The following is a 16552-nucleotide window of genomic DNA, read 5'->3' on the forward strand; positions in this document are numbered from 1 at the left end:
GCCGGGGGCCGCAGGGTGCGGGTATTTCAGGGGCCGTTGTCGGTGGGCGGCGCTAGCGTGGGAACCACCGACCCGGGGAGGGGACATGGGGTTTTCCGGTGACTTCGTCGTGGCCCGCAGCGACCAGCCGCTGCTGGAGCTGCCGCCGTTCGCCGCGGGCGCCGTGTGCGGGACGTGCGGAGGCGACGACTGCTCAGGTCCGTACGAGGTCCGGCCGGGAGGCTGGCAGACCCTCCGGATCCAGCACGGACCGATGACGGACGACGTGCCGGCCTGGCTGGACACGCTGGCGGCGGCCACCGGCGCCCCCGCCCTGCTGGGCCGGGTGGCGGACAGCGGCCTGTGCCAGGTCTGGGGGACGGCGGTCTCCGGGGCTTCCTGGACCACCTTCCTCGATCCGGTGCTGGCCGCGCGGCACGGCATACCCGTCCCGGACGCGGCCGAAGTGCCCCGCACCGCGCGGCGGATCGCCGCCTGGGCCGCGGAGGCGGGGTGCGCCGCTGATCACGGCGCCCTGCTGTCGGTCCTGACCAGGCGGGCCGATCCGTTCGCGGCGGACCTGTTCCGCGAGCTGGTCGACGCCTGCGGGCTGCCCCCGGCCGGCCCGGGCCCGGCGGCTGCCGGCGAGCCGGACGTACCCGCCCACCCGGGTCACCGCGCCGACCCGCGCGTCCCGCGGGGCGCCGCGCTGGAGGCGGCCGTGCTGCGGCTGGCACACGACCGGCACCTGGTGCTGGAGTGCGCCACCGACCTGCAGTGCTACGCCCAGGTCTGGCTGCGGCCGGACGGGACGTACCAGCTGGAGTACCGGGACCGCAGCCCCGCCGAGCACTACTGGACCCGGACCGGCTCCGTGGAGGAGGTCATCGCCGCGCTCACCGGCTGGGTGGCGGGCGAGGTGGCCTGGCGCGAGTCCTTCCAGTGGGCCTCGCTGGCGGGGTGGTTCACCGAGGAGCCCACGGCGTGAACCGGAGGGCCGCGGCTATCCGGTGACCCGCACCGTCCGTACGGTCACCCCGGCCGCGGCCAGCGCCTCGGTCTCCTCCTGTGGCGCGCCCTCCTCGGTGACCACGGTGTGCAGGGCGGTGGCCGGCGCGACGAAGGCGAGGGCGGTGCGGGAGAGCTTGGCCGCCTCCGCGACGGCGATCACCCGGCGGGCCGAGGTGATGGCTGCCCGCTTCGTGGCGGCCTCGGCCAGGTCGTAGGCGGTCAGGCCGTCGGCAGCGGTCAGGCCGCAGCAGCCGAGGACCGCGGTGTCGAAGCGCAGCGCCGCGAGCGACGCCTCGGTGAGGGGTCCGGTCAGCGCGAGTTCCCCGGGGCGGGGCTCGCCGCCGGGGACCAGCAGCCGCATCCGGGGGGCGCCGGTGAGGGCGTTGAGGGCGTGCAGGGAGAGCGGCATGACGGTCAGCCGGCGGTGTTCCAGCGCGCGGGCGACCTCCAGGCAGGTGGTGCCGCTGTCGATGAGGACGGTCTCGCCGTCGCCGATCAGCCCGGCCACCTCGGCGGCGATCCGGCGCTTGGCCGCCAGTCCCTCGGTGGCACGCAGGGCGAAGGGCGGTTCCTCGCCGCGCAGCATCAGGCTGCGGGCGCCACCGCGGTAGCGCTCCAGCACGCCCTGGTCGGCGAGGAGTTCCAGGTCGCGGCGGACGGTCATCTCCGAAGCGCCGGTCATGGCGGCCAGCTCCGTGACGCTGAGCCGGCCCGCCTCGCCCACGGCCTCGGCGATCCGCCGGTGTCGTTCGGTGCTCACCATGCCGCCCATTGAAGCACCGAATGCGCCCGACCAAACACCAGGATTGTTCAAAAAGAGCCTTAACGAACAGCACCAGTGTTTGTTATGTTCGCCGGCATGCAGAGATCCCTCCGTGCCGCGCGGATCGCCACCTTCGCCTACTTCGCCCTCAACGGGCTCGTGCTCGGCATGTGGGTGGTCCACATCCCCACCATCGAGCACCGGGCCGGGATCAGTCACGCGGTCCTCGGCTCGCTCCTGCTGCTGCTCGGCGGCGGGGCCTTCGCGGGCATGCAGCTGGTGGGGCCGCTCGCCGACCGCTTCGGCGCCCGTACGGTGGTGCCGCTCAGCGCCGCGCTCTGCTCGGCGGCGGTGGTCCTGCCCGGCCTCGCGCGCAGCGGCTGGACCCTCGGTGCGGCGCTGCTCGCCCTGGGCCTCGGCAACGGCTGCCTCGACGTGAGCATGAACGCGCACGCCGTCCAGGTGGAACACGGCTACCGCCGGCCGGTGATGTCCTCCTTCCACGCCGTCTACTCGCTGGGCGCGGTCGCCGCGTCCCTCGTCGGCGCCCGGACCCTGAGCTGGGGATGGAGCGCGCCAGTGACGCTGGGCGGCACCGCGCTGGTGGGCATCGCGGCTGCCGCGGCAGCCGCACCGGCGTTGCTGCCCCGCGCGTCGTCGCCCGGCAAGCCCGGCAAGCCCGGCGAGGCCGGCGAGGGCACCGCCGCGGAGGGTGCGCCGCGGACGGCCCGGCGCCGCACCCCGCCGCGGATCTGGGGGCTGGCCGCGATCGCGCTGATGGTCATGCTCTGCGAGGGCGTCGCCAACGACTGGAGCGTGCTGTCGGTGCGCGACGTGCTGGACGCGTCCGCGGCCACCGCCGCCCTCGCCTACGGCGCCTTCTCGACCGCGATGACCGCGGGCCGGTTCGTCACCGACCGGGTGGCGGCCCGCTTCGGCCCGGTCGCCGTGGTCCGCTACGGAGCCTCGACGGCGGCGGCCGGCATGGCCGCGGTGGTCTGCTCGCCCTGGATCCCGCTGGCGCTGGCCGGCTGGACCGTCTTCGGCATCGGCCTGTCCGGCTGTGTGCCGCAGTTGTTCAGCGCGGCCGGGCACACCGACAAGGACGCGGCGGGCGCCCATGTCTCCCGGGTGGCGGGGCTCGGCTACCTCGGCATGCTGGCCGGCCCCGCGATCATCGGCGCCCTGACCCGTCTGATGCCGCTCAATGTGACGTTCCTGCTCCCGCTGGGCTTCTGCGTCATCGCCGCCGCGGCCTCCGGTCTGGTCGGTGTGCCCTCCCCCGTCCACGACCTCGACCGGCCGGAGCGGGCGCGGACCGCACCGACCACCTCCTGACCGGCCACCGGGCGGTCAGACCGGGACCGGCGCCGCCTTGGCCGCCTCGACCGTCGGATAGACCTTCAGCACCTGGTCCATGCCCACGATGCGGATCAGCCGCTCCAGTACCGGACGCGGCGCGGCGATCCGCAGATCGGTCTGGCGGCCGACGGAGAGCAGCACGCGCAGGAAGCTGGAGTCGCCGAAGGTGATGCCGCTCGCGTCGAGCACCACGGCCGGTCCGGCGAGGGCGGCCCGCTCCAGCTGGAGGGTGAGCGGCAGGAGGTTGTCCAGGTCGAGTTCGCCCTGGGGAACAATTACCTCGATGTCGGTGGCGGCGGTCTGCGACGCGCCGGCACCCTCGTTGATCGTCATGCGCGGGAGTCTGCCCCGGGACCGGGAGTTCAAAAGAAGCGGCCGGGTGTTCGAAGCGCCTCTTGATCGCCGCCCGGCCCTCGGCTTGGCTGGGGGCGGCGTCCCTCACCGCGGGGGGCCGGAGAGGCGGGGTGGCCGTGCGGGAAGAGCACGAGTTCTTCGATACGGAGCAGGTGCCGTGGCGTGACGCCGCCGGGTCGCCGGGGGTGAGTGAGCGGGTGCTGTCGTCCGGGCCCGACCCGGCGGTGGAGCTGACCCGGCTGGCGAAGTGGGCGCCGGGCCTGGACACCAGCGCGGCCGGGGTGATCCGGCATGCCTTCTTCGAGGAGGTGTACCTGCTGGCGGGCGAGCTGGAGGACCTGACGCTGGGCGTCACCTTCGGCCCCGGTCACTACGCCTCCCGGCCCCCGGGCATGCCGCACGGCCCGTACCGGACCACGACGGGCTGTGTGATGTTCGAGCTCCGCCACCCGGCGACCTGAAGAGCCCGGCCCCGCGGCACCGGCCCCCACGGTGCCGGGGCCGCAGAGCCCGGTCCCCGCGGCGCCCGCCCGCCCTCGATGCGCGTTCCGGCCGCGGTGGCGTGACCATGGAGGGAGCGGGGGACCACGGCAGACGGGACCTCACCATGAGCGCAACCGAGCACCTGGTCGGCGAGGACTACCTGCCCGTGGCGGAACACGGGCTGATCGGCGATCTGCGGACGGTCGCCCTGGTGGGCACCGACGGGCGGATCGACTGGTTCTGCGCGCCCCGCTTCGACTCACCCAGCGTCTTCGGCTCGCTGCTCGACGCGCGCAAGGGCGGGCACTGGACCATCAGCCCGGTGTGCCGGCAGGCGACCCGGCAGCAGTTCTACTTCCCCGACACCAACATCCTGATCACCCGCATGCTCACCGAGGACGGCATCGTGGAGATCCAGGACTTCATGCCGGTGGTCCGCGCCCATGACGACAACCACCGGCAGCGGCTGGTGCGGCGGGTGGTCGGGGTCCGCGGCCGGATGCGGCTTGACGTGGAGATCGCGCCCCGCCTGGACTACGGCCGGGCCCGGCACGAGACCGTGCCGCTGCCCTCCGGGGTGCGGTTCCGCGGGGACGCCCTCAGCGTCACCGTGCACAGCGACGTAGGGCTGCGGGTCGAGGGCGACAACGCGTGCGGGCGGTTCCTCATCGAGGAAGGGCAGTCCCTGCTCTTCGTACTGCACACCGCCGACCCGGCCGACCCCGGGGCCGTCGACCAGGAGACCGCCGAGGCGAGCGGGGTGGACGCCGACGCGGTGGACGCGCTCTTCAGCGCCACCGCCGCCTTCTGGCACACCTGGCTGCGGCAGTGCACCTACCGCGGGCGGTGGCGGGAGATGGTGCAGCGCTCCGCCCTGACCCTGAAGCTGCTCACCCACGAGCCCACCGGCGCGATCGTGGCCGCGCCGACGCTGGGACTGCCCGAGCACGTGGGCGGCGAGCGGAACTGGGACTACCGGTACGTCTGGATCCGCGATGCGGCGTTCTCGCTGTACGCACTGCTGCGGCTGGGGTTCACCGACGAGGCGAAGGCGTTCACCCAGTGGCTGACCGCCTGTCTGCGGAACGTCGGCGACGGCGAGAACGGACCGCTGCGGGTGCTGTACTCGATCGACGGCCACGCACATGTGCCCGAGCAGACGCTCGACCACCTGGAGGGCTACCGCGGTTCACGGCCGGTACGGATCGGCAACGACGCGGCCGGCCAGCTGCAGCTGGACATCTACGGCGAACTCATCGACTCCATCTACCTCTTCAACAAGTACAGCGTCGGGATCTCGCACGACAGCTGGTCGGACCTGTGCGTCATCATGAACTGGCTGCTGGAGCACTGGGACAGCCCCGACGAGGGGATCTGGGAGACCCGGGCCGGTCAGCAGCACAACACCTACTCCCGGCTGATGTGCTGGGTGGCCGTCGAGCGGATGATCAGGATGGCCCGGCAGCGCGGGCTGCCGGGCGACCTCACCCGGTGGGCCACCGCCCGGGACCGGATCTACCACCAGATCATCGACCGCGGCTGGAACCCCGAGGCGGGCACCTTCGTACAGCGGCTGAGCGACGGGAGGGGCGAGCCGCCGCGGGTGGTGCTGGACGCCGCGCTGCTGCTGCTGCCGATGGTGAAGTTCCTCTCCCCCGACGACCCGCGGTTCCGCACCACCATGGACGCGATCGCCGGCCAGCTGGTGATGGACAGCCTCGTCTACCGCTACGACCCCACCATGTCGCCGGACGGCCTCAACAGCCCCGAGGGGACCTTCTCCATCTGCTCCTTCTGGTGGGTGGAGGCCCTGACCCGCACCGGCCAGATCGCGCGGGCCCGGCTGGCACTGGAGAAGACCTTCACCTACGCCAACCACCTGGGCCTGTACGCCGAGCAGATCGGGATGACCGGCGAGCACCTGGGCAACTTCCCGCAGGCGTTCACCCACCTGGCGCTGATCAGCGCGGCGACCAATCTGGACCGGGCCATGCCGTAACCTGCCGTCCCGGCCGGCCGCGCTCGCGCCGGCATGCGGCCGCGATCAGCGGGAAGGCCAAGCCGTGGCGCCACCGAAGATCGCGCCGACGGGAGCTGTGACCGATGACGCGTACCCGCGCCGATGCGCCGACCAGGCATCCCCGCCACGAGCGCCGGGGGGAGGCGCGGCTGCCGGGGGTGCTCGCGGTCCTCGTCGCGGTCGCGCTGTACGTGGCGCTGCCGCAGCGGCTGCTGATCGCGCCCCGCTTCGTACTGCCGGCCCTGGAACTCCTGCTGCTGGTCCCGCTGGTGGCCTTCAACCCCCGCCGGCTCACCCGGCAGACCCGCACCACCAGGGTGCTCTCCCTGACGCTGGTGTTCGTCGTCGCCGCGAGCAATCTGGTGGCGCTCGGCCTGCTGATCCGCGATCTGGTGTCGCCCGGTGTGGAGGACGGCGGGTCACTGCTGGTGGCCGCCCTCCAGGTGTGGCTGACGAATGTGATCGTCTTCGGGCTCGCCTTCTGGGAACTGGACCGCGGCGGTCCGGTGAGCCGGACCCAGGCGGCCCGGGCCGATCTGCCACTGGCCGACTTCCGCTTCTCGCAGGACGAGAACCACGACGCGGTGGAGGAGGTCGCGGACGGTGCGAGCGTCAAGTCCGACTGGGTGCCTACGCTGATGGACTATCTGTATGTGTCCGTCACCAACTCGACCGCCTTCAGCCCGACCGACACGATGCCGCTGTCGACCCGGGCGAAGCTGCTGATGAGCGTGGAGAGCGTGTCGGCGCTGACGACGTCCCTGCTGGTCGTCGCCCGGGCGGTCAGCGTTCTGCACTAGGAGTTCCATGCGGCTGCTGCTGACCAGCGACACGCACCTGCCGAAGCGGGCGCGGGAGCTGCCCGCGGAGCTGCTGGCCGGGCTGGCACGGGCCGACGCGGTCATCCACGCGGGCGACTGGGTGGACGAGGCCACCCTGGACCTGCTGCAGGCGCGGGCGCGGCTGCTGATCGGTGTCCACGGCAACAACGACGGGCCCGGCCTGCGGGCCCGGCTGCCCGAGGTGGCGCGGGCCGAACTCGGCGGGCTGCGGTTCGCGGTCGTGCACGAGACCGGGCCGGCCCAGGGGCGCGAGGCGCGGTGCGCCGAGCGGTTCCCCGATACGGACGTGCTGGTCTTCGGGCACAGTCACATCCCGTGGGACAGCACGGCCGCCACCGGCCTGCGCCTGCTCAACCCGGGCTCGCCGACCGACCGCCGCCGTATGCCGCACCGCACCTACATGACCGCGCGGGTGGCCGGCGGCCGGCTCACCGCGGTACGGCTCCACGACCTCCCGCCGCGCGCCTGACTCCCCGGGCGGGCGGTACGCCGACGGCCAGCAGGGCGGTGTCGTCGGCGAGGCCCGTGCCGAAACCGGTCACCAGGTCGCGCAGGGCGGCGATGAGCGTGTGCGGGCCGGCCCCCGGCGGCATCGCACGGCCGAAGTCGAGCAGCGCGTCCTCACCGTAGAGGCGGCGGTCGGGGCCGATGCGCGCCTCGGTGAGGCCGTCGGTGTAGAGCAGCAGGGTGTCGCCGGGGTTGAGGACGATGCGCAGCGACGCGAAGTGCGGCTCGGGCAGGATGCCGACGAGCAGGCCGCCGATGGCCGGCAGGTAGTCGGCGGTGCCGTCGCCCCGCAGCAGCAGGGGTGGCGGGTGACCGCCGCTGGCCAGGTGGACGGTGAAAGCCGGTCCGGCCCGTTCGAGCACCGCGAAGACGGCGCTGCAGTACTGCGGCTCGGCGCCGGTGTACCGCTCGAAGAGCGCTCCGTTCAAGGTGGCGAGCGCCGCCGCCGGGTCGGGGTCGTGCAGGACCGTCGTGCGCAGGGTGTAGCGGGCCAGTGAGGTGACGGCCGCGGCTTCCGGGCCCTTGCCGCAGACGTCGCCGAGGAAGAACGCCCAGCGCCGCGCGTCCAGCGCGAACAGGTCGTAGAAGTCGCCGCCGAGCCGGTCGGGCGCGGCGGTGTGGTAGTAAGCGGCCGACTTCAGGCCCTCGATGGTCGGCAGCGCGTCCGGCAGCAGGCTGCGCTGCAGGACCGCGAGCGCCTCCCGGAGCCGTACCCGGTCGGTCTCCGCCGCGCGCCGGGCCTGTTCCGCGACGCGGCCGACCTCCTCGGCGGTGTGCAGCGCCTCCTCGGCGATGCGGCCGGCCTCCTCGGCGGCCCGGCGGCCACGCAGCAGCTCCCGCTCGTAGGCCCGGCGCTCGCGGGCGTCGAAGACGGTGGTGCGGATCAGCAGCGGCTCGCCGTCCTCGCCTCTCTTCACCACGGACGTGACGAGGATCGGCAGCCGGCTGCCGTCGGCTGCCGCCAGCTCCAGGGCGATGCCGTTGACCTGGCCTTTCATCCCGAGCAGCGGGGCGTAGTGCGTCTCGTGGTAGAGCTTGCCGCCCACCGTGAGCAGATCGGCGAAGCGGAGCCGGTCCAGGACCTCCCCGCGGGTGCGGCCGAGCCAGCCCAGCAGAGTGGTGTTGATCTTGACGATGGTGCCGTCCATCAGGGTGGTCAGATAGCCGCACGGGGCGTGCTCGTACAGCTCCTCGGCACTGTCCTCCGGGAGGTCGGCGAGCCGCCGGCCCGCCGGGAGGTCCTGACCGGCCGGCGGCGGGCGGCCGTCGCGGGAGGTCACCGTACGCCGCGGACGAAGTCGGTGATCGCCTCCGCGGTGGCCCGCGGGGCGCTGAGCTGCGGGCAGTGCCCGGTGGCTTCGAGGGTGACCAGACGGCTGCCGGGAATCGCCGCGTGCACGTACGCGCCGACCTCGCGGGGGGCGATCACGTCCTGGGCGCACTCCAGCACCAGCGTGGGCAGGGCCACGCCCGGGAGATCGCCGCGGTTGTCGGACAGGAACGTGGTGCGGGCGAAGACCCGGGCGATCTCCGGGTCCACCGTGCAGAAGCTGTCCTCGAACTCCGCCGCCAGCTCCGGGCGGTCCGGATTGCCCATGATCACCGGCGCCATCGCGGCGGACCAGCCCAGGTAGTTCGACTCCAGGGAGTCCAGCAGTTCGTCGATGTCGCCGGCGCTGAAGCCGCCGCGGTAGCCCTCCTCGTCGATGTAGCGGGGCGAAGGGGTGACCATGACCAGGGCGGAGAACCGCTCCGGCGCCGCGGCGGTGGCCAGCACACCGACCATCGCGCTGACCGAGTGGCCGACGAAGACGACATCGCGCAGGTCCAGCTCGTCGCAGATCTCCAGCACGTCCTTCGCGTAACCGTCGAGGCTGGAGTAGCGGTCGGCGTGCCAGTGCGCGGTACGGGAGCGGCCCGCGCCCACGTAGTCGAAGAGGACGACCTCGAAGTGCTCGGCGAGGGCCGGTACGACCAGGCGCCACATGTTCTGGTCGCAGCCGAACCCGTGCGCCAGCATCAGCACCGGCCCGTCCTTCGGGTCGGTGCGGACCACATTGTTCCTGCCGCGTATGTCCACTTTGTCCATGGTCCCACTCCGCGCTCGGGGTCCGCTCCCCGGCGCGGGCGGACCGGCACCGCTCAGCCGGCTCAGCCGGGGGACACGCGAGGGATCAGGGGGTCAGCGGGTGGCCGCCGTCTCCTTCGACGGTGACCCGTTCGGGGTCGGCCGTCGCGTCGCGGTCGGCGATGGTGACGTCGATCTCGCCGTCGCCGTCGGTGTCGAACTGGTAGAGGTCGGCTCTGCCGTCGCCGGTGGTGTCGGTCATCCACACATCGGGCTTGCCGTCCCCATTGGTGTCCGCGCTGAGCAGCACATGGTGCTCGTCCCCGCGGGTCTCCACTTCGTCCGGGTCGGCGCTCCCGGGATTCCGGGGGTTCGCGGCGTGCTCGGGGTTCGCGGTGTGTACGGGCGTCTCGGGGTTCATGGAGGCCGGTTGCCCGGCGGTCATGGCCGGAAACCGGTGGGGGCCGTCCGGTGCTTGCCCGGCCCGCTTTCGTTTCGGGTGCCGTCCGGCGGCAAGGCGCCCGGGTAGGCCGGAACAACCGACCGGCGCGGCGGCCCGGCCGGCCAGTGAAAAGGCCGGGGCCGCCACGCCGCAGGCTGCACCGGCACGGTGAACTGCCAGGCCCGACCAGTCTCAGCGCACCGTCCCTGAAGACCGAGCTGTACCAAGCTATCCAGTCATGGGGGAAGCGATGAGCGCACACCGCCATGTGGGCGGAGGATCGCCCGCCGACGTACGGTCGGAGCCGCCCGGCTCCGACCGGCTTCCGGTCGGTGCGGCGGACGTGCGGCAGCGGGTCCGGGTCGCACTGCGGGAGAGCGGCGAGGACTGCGACCCGCGGCCGGCGGAGGACGCACTGCTGGTCGCCTCGGAACTCGCGACCAACGCGATCATGCACGGCGGCGGTATCACCGGATTCCAGGCCCGGGTGGCCGACGGCATGCTGGTGCTGGCGATCAGCGACCATGTCGCGGTCGCGCCGGTGACCAGCGCGCGGCTCCCCCACGACTACCGGCCCGGCGGATTCGGCTGGCCGATCATCCAGCGGCTCGCCCGCCGGGTGGTCGTGGAGCCGTACGGGAGGACCCCCGGGGAGGGGCCCTCCGACGCCGGGCCGGTGGGCAAGACGATCACGGTCACGCTGCCGCTGCACTGACCCGCGACCGCGCGGAGGTGGTGGGCGGTCCCCGATCCGGGAACCGCCCACCACCTCCGCACGTCACACCCACCGCCCGCCACCGTCCGCCGCCGGGACGAGCACCCGCGCCTGACGCCCGTCAGGGCAGTGCGCGGGGTCCCGGGTCTGGTCGCGGAAGCGGAGACCGCCGTCCGGGCGCGTGCCCGGGGGTACGGCCGAAGCGGGCCCCCCGGGGCAAGGCCCCGTACGTCCGGCCGGTGCTCAGGGGAGGACGCACACCGGCATCGGGGTCGGGAACGGCGTGCCCGCGGGGGTCAGGGCGCCTGACGCCTGGTCGACGTGGAAGACGGTCACCGTGCCGGAGTTCTGGTTCGCGGCGAAGAGCAGCCCGCCGGACGGGTCGAGGCTGATGTGCCGCGGGTACGCGCCGCCGGCCGGGACCGCGTCCAGCAGGCGCAGGGTGGCACCGCCGTCCTCGACGGCGAAGCGGGCGACGCTGTCGTGGCCGCGGTTGGAGACGTAGACGAAGTGGCCGTCGGCCGAGACCACCACCTCGGCGGGGTAGTTGCGGTCCTCGGTCCGCTCGCCGGCCGGCACGGTGGGCTGCGGGTCCCCCGGGGTGAGCGCGCCGGTGCCGGGGCCGTAGCCGCAGACGATCACGGAGTCGCCCAACTCGTTGGCGAGATACGCGAAGCGGGCCGACGGGTGGAAGGCGAGATGCCGCGGCCCCGAGCCCGGCTCGACCGGTGCCTGCGACACGGCGGCCAGCTTCCCCGCGGCCGGGTCGAGGCGGTACGTGTACACCGTGTCGGTGCCGAGGTCCACGGCCAGGACGTACGCCCCCGCCGGGTCGCTCAGCACCATGTGGGCGTGCGGGCCGTCCTGCCGGTCGGGGTCGGGGCCGGAACCGGTGTGCTGCACGAGATCGGTACGGGGCAGCACACCGCCGTCGGCCGCGAGCGGGTGGACGGCGATGCTGCCCGAGTCGTAGTTGGCGCTCAGCAGGTGCCTGCCGCCGGAGTGCACCGACAGGTGACAGGGCCCGGAGCCGCCGGTGCTCTGCGCGCCCAGCACCTCAAGTCCGCCGTCGGCGCCCACCGACATGGCGGTCACCGCGCCCTTCGCCTGCTCGTCCACCGCGTACAGACGGCTGCCGTCGGCGGACCGGGCGAGGAACGACGGATTGGCGACACCGTCGCGGGTGCCGGCCGCGGTGAGCGCCCCCGTCCGCGAGTCGTAGGAGGCCAGCCCGACGCCGTTGCCGCCCCCGTCGGTGGTGTAGGTCCCCAGGTAGAGCAGGCGGGCGGGGCCGGCTGTGTCCCGGGGCTCAGGGGCGGCCGGGCGGTCCGCCGGCGGCGGGGTCCTCGCCTCGCAGGAGGCACCGGTCAGCAGGGCGGCGAGCGTTCCGGTGCCGGCCACGGCGAGCAGTCCGCGCCGGCTCAGGGTGCGCGGCGGCCGGGCCGCGCCCCCGCCGCCGAGGGGTGCCCGTATGCCGTCGATACCGTCGCCGCTGCCCATACCGCCTCCAGATTCCGCGGACCGCCGCTGTCCCCCTCCAACCTGGACCGGACCAGGCACGGTGGCAAGGCGGCGTCCGCCCGCCGGAGGGTGACGGGGTCCGGCAGTACCCCTCTGCGGCGACCCCCGGCCCGGCCCCCGTCGTAGCGTGGAAGCATGACCGACCACCAGCCCGTGCCGGGCGAAAAGGGCGAGCTGCGGGAGTTCCTGCGCACCCGGCGGGCCCGTATCACCCCCGAGGAGGCCGGGCTTGCCCCCACCCCGGGCCCCCGGCGGGTACCGGGGCTGCGCCGTGAGGAGGTCGCCCAGTTGGCCGGGGTGAGCGTCGACTACTACGTACGGCTGGAGCGCGGCCGCAATGTCAACGTCTCCGAGACCGTGCTGGACGCGATCGCCCGGGCGCTGCGGCTCAACGACGACGAGCACGGCCATCTCTTCGCGGTGGCGCGGCCGGCCCGGCCCCGGTCACGGCCGCTGCCGCCGCAGCGGGTCCGGCCGGGCCTGTACCGGGTGCTGGAGACCCTGACCGAGGTGCCGGCGCTGGTCGTCGGGCGCCACACCGACGTGCTCGCCACCAACCGGCTGGCCCGCGCCCTCTACACCGACTTCGACGCGCTGCCGCACCACGAGCGGAACATGGCCCGCTTCATCTTCTTCGACCCGGGCGCCCGCGCGCTGTACGCGGACTGGGAGGACGTCGCCCGCGCCTGCGTCGCCTCCCTCCACCTGTCCGCCGGACAGCACCCGAACGACCCCCGGCTGGCCGGGCTGATCGGCGAGCTCTCGCTGCGCGACCAGGACTTCCGCCGCTGGTGGGCCGACCACGACGTGCACCGCCGTACCTACGGCTCCAAACACTTCCACCATCCGCTCGTCGGCGAACTCGTCCTCGACTACGAGGCGCTGGCCGTCACCGGGGAGCCGGACCAGGTGCTGGGCATCTACACCGCCGAGGCCGGTTCAGCGGCCGGGGAGGCGCTGCGGCTGCTGGCCAGCTGGACGAGCGAGGCCGCCGCGCCCGACCGTCCGAACCTGCCCGCGGGCTGACGCCGGCGCCGGAGGTTGGCACAGCCGGCGCGGGAGGTCAGTCGCGGTCCGTCCGGTGCCCGTCCCGCCCCACCGCGTGCAGGGAGCCGAGCAGGGCGAGCGAATCGGCGTCGGCGCTGCCTGGTTCCGCGCTGCCGACCAGCAGGGACTGCCCGGGCGCCTCCTGCACGTCGAACGCCTGGTAGGTGAGGGTGATCCGGCCCACATCGGGGTGGTCGAAGACCTTGATCCGGCTGCCGAGACGGCTGACCCCGTGGTCCTCCCAGAGCGCCGCGAAGTCCTCGCTCGCCCCGAGCAGCTCCTTCACCAGCGCGGCGACCCCGGGGTCGCGCCGGTCGTGCCCCGCGGCCAGCCGCAGGGCGGCGACGGTGTCACGGGCGACCGACGGCCACTGGGCGAACAGCCGCCGGGCGGCGGGGTCGCGGAAGAGCGCACGGACCATGTCGCGGGGGTCGGCGAGGGGGGAGAGCAGCGCGTCGGCCAGCGCGTTCGAGGCGAGGACTTCGAGCCGGCGGTTGATCACGTACGCGACCGCCATCGGGAAGCCGTCCATCAGCCGCAGCAGGGCAGGCGACACCGCCTCCTCCTGCGCCGCGGCCGGTTTCGGCGCCAGCCCGGCCAGCCGGTAGGCGTGCCCGCGTCCGTCGTTGTCCAGCCGCAGGGCCCCCGCGATGGCGTCGAGCACCGGCCCTGAGGGGTGGCGCTCGCGGCCCTGCTCCAGGCGGGCGTAGTAGTCCACGCTCACCCCGGCGAGCACCGCGACCTCCTCGCGCCGCAGCCCGGCGACGCGCCGGGCGCCGGTCCCGGGGAAGCCCATCTCGGCGGGGTCCAGCCGGGAGCGCCTGGCCCGCAGGAAGTCCCCCAGGTCATTGCCGCTCATCTTGGCATCGTACGTCGCATCGCGGGCCCGGCGGTCCTGGGTGTGCCGCACCCAGGAAGCCTCGCCCTGCCCCCGCCGGGTACGGCGGCGCATGCTCGCAGGAGTCCACCGCACCGCATCTCCGAAAGGCTCCGCCATGACCGTCACCCCCACCACCGGCAAGGTCGTCCTCATCACCGGCGCGAGCAGCGGCATCGGCGAAGCCACCGCCCGGCGGCTGGCCGGGTCGGGCCACCGGGTGGTCCTCGGCGCCCGCCGGGCCGACCGGATCACCGCGCTCGCCAAGGAACTCACGGCCGGGGGCGCGGACGCCCTCCCCCACGAACTGGACGTGACCCGCCCGGAGAGCGTGCACGCCTTCGTCCGGGCGGCACAGGCCCGCTACGGACGGGTCGACGTGCTGGTGAACAACGCGGGCGTCATGCCGCTGTCGCCGCTGGACGCTCTGAAGGTCGACGAGTGGAACCGCATGATCGACGTCAATCTCCGCGGGGTGCTGCACGGCATCGCGGCGGTGCTCCCGCTGATGCACGCCCAGGGTTCGGGGCACGTGGTGAACATCGCCTCCGTCTCGGGGCTGCGGGTCGACCCGACGGCGGCCGTCTACAGCGCCACCAAGTTCGCGGTCCGCCCGCTGTCAGAAGGGCTCCGGCAGGAGAGCCGCGAGCTGCGGGTCACCGTGGTGAGCCCGGGTCTGACCAGCAGCGAACTGACCGACGGTATCAGCGACGGTGACGTGCGGGACGCGGTGCGCGGCCAGATGGCCATCGCGATCCCGGCGGCGGCGATCGGCGCCGCGATCGACTACGCCGTCAGCCAGCCGGCGGAGGTCGACGTGAATGAGATCGTCGTCCGGCCCACCGCGCAGGGCTGAGCGGCCCGGGGGCCCCGGGCCGGCCGGTCAGACGACCGGCCGGCTGAGCCAGCCGTCCGCCGTGACGCCCACGGTCCGGGTGCGGTACGCCGGCTTGCCGCTGAGCAGCCGCTGGATCAGGAAGCCGAGGGTCAGGGTGAGGGCGCCGCCCGCCGCGTCGGCGATGAAGTGGTTGCCGGTGGAGAGGATCACTGTGAGGGTGGCCAGCGGGTAGAGGGCGCCGAGTATCCGCACCCAGGTGTGCTTGGCCAGGAAGGCGATGGTCAGGCCGCTCCAGGCGGCCCAGACGATGTGCACCGACGGCATCGCCGCGTACAGGTTCGACACCGTGGAGACGTGTCCCGACCCCCATGAGCCCCAGGTGTGGTGGGTGACCACGGTGTCGATGAACCCCTCGTCGGGCAGGAAGCGCGGGGGCGCCAGCGCGAAGAAGGCGAAACCGAACAGGGCCAGCAGGGTCGCGCTGAACAGGGCGGTGCGGCCGGCCCGGTAGCGCTCGGGGCGGAAGGCGTAGAGCCAGATCAAGGTCAGCGGCGTCACTATGAAGTGCAGCGTGGCGTAGTAGTAGTTCATGCCGACCACCAGCCACGACACCTTGTCGACGGCGTGGTTCAAGGTCAGCTCGATGTCGACGTGCAGCCACCGTTCGGCGGACAGGATCTCCCGGGCCCGGTGCAGCGCCGCCGTCCGGTGCGAGGGCACGTAACGCCGGGTCCGGCTGTAGGCCAGATACAGTCCGACCGTGAAGGCCAGCTCCACCAGCAGATGTGGCCGGCCGGTCCGCCGCAGCCGGTCCGGCAGCAGGGGGCCGAACCTCGGCCGGCCTTCCCGTCGCGCGGAGGTCTCCTGGGCGGTCTCGACCGGGCGCGTCGCGGTCACAAGCGCTCCCCCTCCTGGCACTTCTGATGGCTCTCGGCTCCTGCGGCGCCGACGCCGGCAGGCGTCGCGCGCGAGGTGTGACGCTCCAGCGGAAGGCGCCCCGACGACCCGCAAGACAATACATCGGTCACCCAAGCTTCCCGTCAGTGCCCCGTTCACGTTCATCTGCCGCGACTACGCCTGCCCCGAGGCCCCCGCGGCATCGCTCCCGGCCGGTTCCGGACCGGGTGCGGAAACGGTTATCCGGGTGCGGTGCCCGGCGGTGTGCCGTTAGCGTCCCGTCATGCCCTGGCTGCCCGAGGACTTCGTCCACCCGCTGCGCGTACCGCTGCCCGGCGGGGCCCACCACCTGCGCCCGATCGCCGGCTCCGACACGGATCTCGACTACCCCGCGGTGATGGGCTCGCGCGAACGGCTGTGGGCCATTTACGGCGAGGCGTGGGGATGGCCGCCGGCCACCATGACGTACGAGCAGGACCTGGCCGACCTCGAACGCCACGCCCGCGAGACGGAAGCGCACGAGTCCTTCAACTACGCGCTCTTCGACGCGGCCGGTACGGCGCTGGCCGGCTGCGTGTACATCGATCCGCCGGAGAAGGCCGGCGCCGACGCCGAGATCTCCTGGTGGCTGGTGGACGAACTGGCCGGCACCGGCCTGCAGGCGGCCCTGGACGCCTTCGTGCCGCGCTGGATCGCCGAGCAGTGGCCGTTCCGGCGGCCCCGGTACGTGGGACGCGACCTGTCCTGGCAGGAGTGGCTGGCGCTGCCGGACGCGGACTGAGGTCCGGTCCCGGAAGGGGCGGGGGCGGGAGCGGGAGCAGAGGCG

At 73.6% G+C, this 16552-nt stretch carries 18 protein-coding genes; 10 read left to right on the top strand and 8 right to left on the bottom strand.

Annotated elements, in window-relative coordinates; translation table 11 throughout:
• The first annotated feature begins 85 nt into the window (after window positions 1–85).
• A complete protein-coding gene (locus OG552_RS03590; RefSeq protein WP_329129508.1) occupies window positions 86–967 on the top strand; it encodes a hypothetical protein in 882 nt (293 codons plus the stop codon).
• 15 nt (window positions 968–982) lie between these two features.
• On the opposite strand, the gene OG552_RS03595 is transcribed toward OG552_RS03590, so the two are convergent.
• On the bottom strand, window positions 983–1753 hold the full coding sequence (locus OG552_RS03595; protein WP_329129510.1) for a DeoR/GlpR family DNA-binding transcription regulator: 771 nt from the start codon (window positions 1751–1753) through the stop codon (window positions 983–985).
• A gap of 96 nt (window positions 1754–1849) precedes the next feature.
• On the opposite strand from OG552_RS03595, the gene OG552_RS03600 reads away from it, so the two are divergent.
• Window positions 1850–3091: an MFS transporter gene (locus OG552_RS03600; protein WP_329129512.1), complete on the top strand. Its 1242-nt coding sequence runs from the start codon at window positions 1850–1852 to the stop codon at window positions 3089–3091.
• Window positions 3092–3106: 15 nt separating this feature from the next.
• Here OG552_RS03600 and OG552_RS03605 read toward each other — a convergent pair whose 3' ends face one another.
• A complete protein-coding gene (locus OG552_RS03605) occupies window positions 3107–3448 on the bottom strand; it encodes an STAS domain-containing protein (protein ID WP_329129514.1) in 342 nt (113 codons plus the stop codon).
• 137 nt (window positions 3449–3585) lie between these two features.
• Here OG552_RS03605 and OG552_RS03610 point away from each other — a divergent pair, with 137 nt between their 5' ends.
• From OG552_RS03610 to OG552_RS03625, 4 genes are all read left to right on the top strand, one after another.
• Window positions 3586–3930: a cupin domain-containing protein gene (locus tag OG552_RS03610; RefSeq protein WP_329129515.1), complete on the top strand. Its 345-nt coding sequence runs from the start codon at window positions 3586–3588 to the stop codon at window positions 3928–3930.
• Between the two features lie 146 nt (window positions 3931–4076).
• On the top strand, window positions 4077–5951 hold the full coding sequence (locus OG552_RS03615) for a glycoside hydrolase family 15 protein (RefSeq protein ID WP_329129517.1): 1875 nt from the start codon (window positions 4077–4079) through the stop codon (window positions 5949–5951).
• Between the two features lie 104 nt (window positions 5952–6055).
• A complete protein-coding gene (locus OG552_RS03620) occupies window positions 6056–6772 on the top strand; it encodes a hypothetical protein (RefSeq protein ID WP_329129519.1) in 717 nt (238 codons plus the stop codon).
• A gap of 7 nt (window positions 6773–6779) precedes the next feature.
• Window positions 6780–7283, top strand: a complete 504-nt coding sequence (locus tag OG552_RS03625; protein WP_329129520.1) for a metallophosphoesterase family protein — start codon at window positions 6780–6782, stop codon at window positions 7281–7283.
• On the opposite strand, the gene OG552_RS03630 is transcribed toward OG552_RS03625, so the two are convergent.
• The 3 genes from OG552_RS03630 to OG552_RS03640 form a co-directional block, all read right to left on the bottom strand.
• Window positions 7243–8601 carry a PP2C family protein-serine/threonine phosphatase gene (locus OG552_RS03630; RefSeq protein WP_329129522.1) on the bottom strand — a complete coding sequence of 453 codons (1359 nt, stop codon included), beginning with the start codon at window positions 8599–8601 and terminating at the stop codon, window positions 7243–7245. The two genes, OG552_RS03625 and OG552_RS03630, sit on opposite strands and share 41 nt — an antisense overlap.
• Window positions 8598–9401 (bottom strand): alpha/beta fold hydrolase, encoded by an 804-nt coding sequence (locus tag OG552_RS03635; RefSeq protein WP_329140525.1) that lies wholly within the window; start codon window positions 9399–9401, stop codon window positions 8598–8600. The genes OG552_RS03630 and OG552_RS03635 overlap by 4 nt, the downstream gene beginning before the upstream one ends.
• 94 nt (window positions 9402–9495) lie before the next feature.
• Entirely contained in the window at window positions 9496–9810 is a 315-nt protein-coding gene (locus tag OG552_RS03640; protein ID WP_329129524.1) for a hypothetical protein, read from the bottom strand.
• 271 nt (window positions 9811–10081) lie between these two features.
• Between OG552_RS03640 and OG552_RS03645 the strand changes: the two genes are divergently transcribed.
• A complete protein-coding gene (locus OG552_RS03645; RefSeq protein ID WP_329129525.1) occupies window positions 10082–10546 on the top strand; it encodes an ATP-binding protein in 465 nt (154 codons plus the stop codon).
• A 243-nt stretch (window positions 10547–10789) separates the two neighbouring features.
• On the opposite strand, the gene OG552_RS03650 is transcribed toward OG552_RS03645, so the two are convergent.
• Window positions 10790–12046: a lactonase family protein gene (locus OG552_RS03650; protein ID WP_329129527.1), complete on the bottom strand. Its 1257-nt coding sequence runs from the start codon at window positions 12044–12046 to the stop codon at window positions 10790–10792.
• A gap of 156 nt (window positions 12047–12202) precedes the next feature.
• Between OG552_RS03650 and OG552_RS03655 the strand changes: the two genes are divergently transcribed.
• The gene (locus OG552_RS03655) at window positions 12203–13093 is read left to right on the top strand and encodes a helix-turn-helix domain-containing protein (protein ID WP_329129529.1); all 891 of its coding nucleotides are present in this window, start codon (window positions 12203–12205) and stop codon (window positions 13091–13093) included.
• 37 nt (window positions 13094–13130) lie between these two features.
• On the opposite strand, the gene OG552_RS03660 is transcribed toward OG552_RS03655, so the two are convergent.
• Entirely contained in the window at window positions 13131–13973 is an 843-nt protein-coding gene (locus tag OG552_RS03660; protein ID WP_329129531.1) for a helix-turn-helix domain-containing protein, read from the bottom strand.
• A 136-nt stretch (window positions 13974–14109) separates the two neighbouring features.
• Here OG552_RS03660 and OG552_RS03665 point away from each other — a divergent pair, with 136 nt between their 5' ends.
• Window positions 14110–14847 (top strand): SDR family oxidoreductase, encoded by a 738-nt coding sequence (locus tag OG552_RS03665; RefSeq protein ID WP_329129533.1) that lies wholly within the window; start codon window positions 14110–14112, stop codon window positions 14845–14847.
• 27 nt (window positions 14848–14874) lie between these two features.
• On the opposite strand, the gene OG552_RS03670 is transcribed toward OG552_RS03665, so the two are convergent.
• The gene (locus tag OG552_RS03670; RefSeq protein ID WP_329129535.1) at window positions 14875–15726 is read right to left on the bottom strand and encodes a phosphatase PAP2 family protein; all 852 of its coding nucleotides are present in this window, start codon (window positions 15724–15726) and stop codon (window positions 14875–14877) included.
• Between the two features lie 283 nt (window positions 15727–16009).
• Here OG552_RS03670 and OG552_RS03675 point away from each other — a divergent pair, with 283 nt between their 5' ends.
• Window positions 16010–16507: a GNAT family N-acetyltransferase gene (locus tag OG552_RS03675; protein ID WP_329129537.1), complete on the top strand. Its 498-nt coding sequence runs from the start codon at window positions 16010–16012 to the stop codon at window positions 16505–16507.
• The last annotated feature ends 45 nt before the right edge of the window (window positions 16508–16552 follow it).

The organism is Streptomyces sp. NBC_01476, assembly GCF_036227265.1.
Taxonomy (GTDB): Bacteria; Actinomycetota; Actinomycetes; order Streptomycetales; family Streptomycetaceae; genus Actinacidiphila.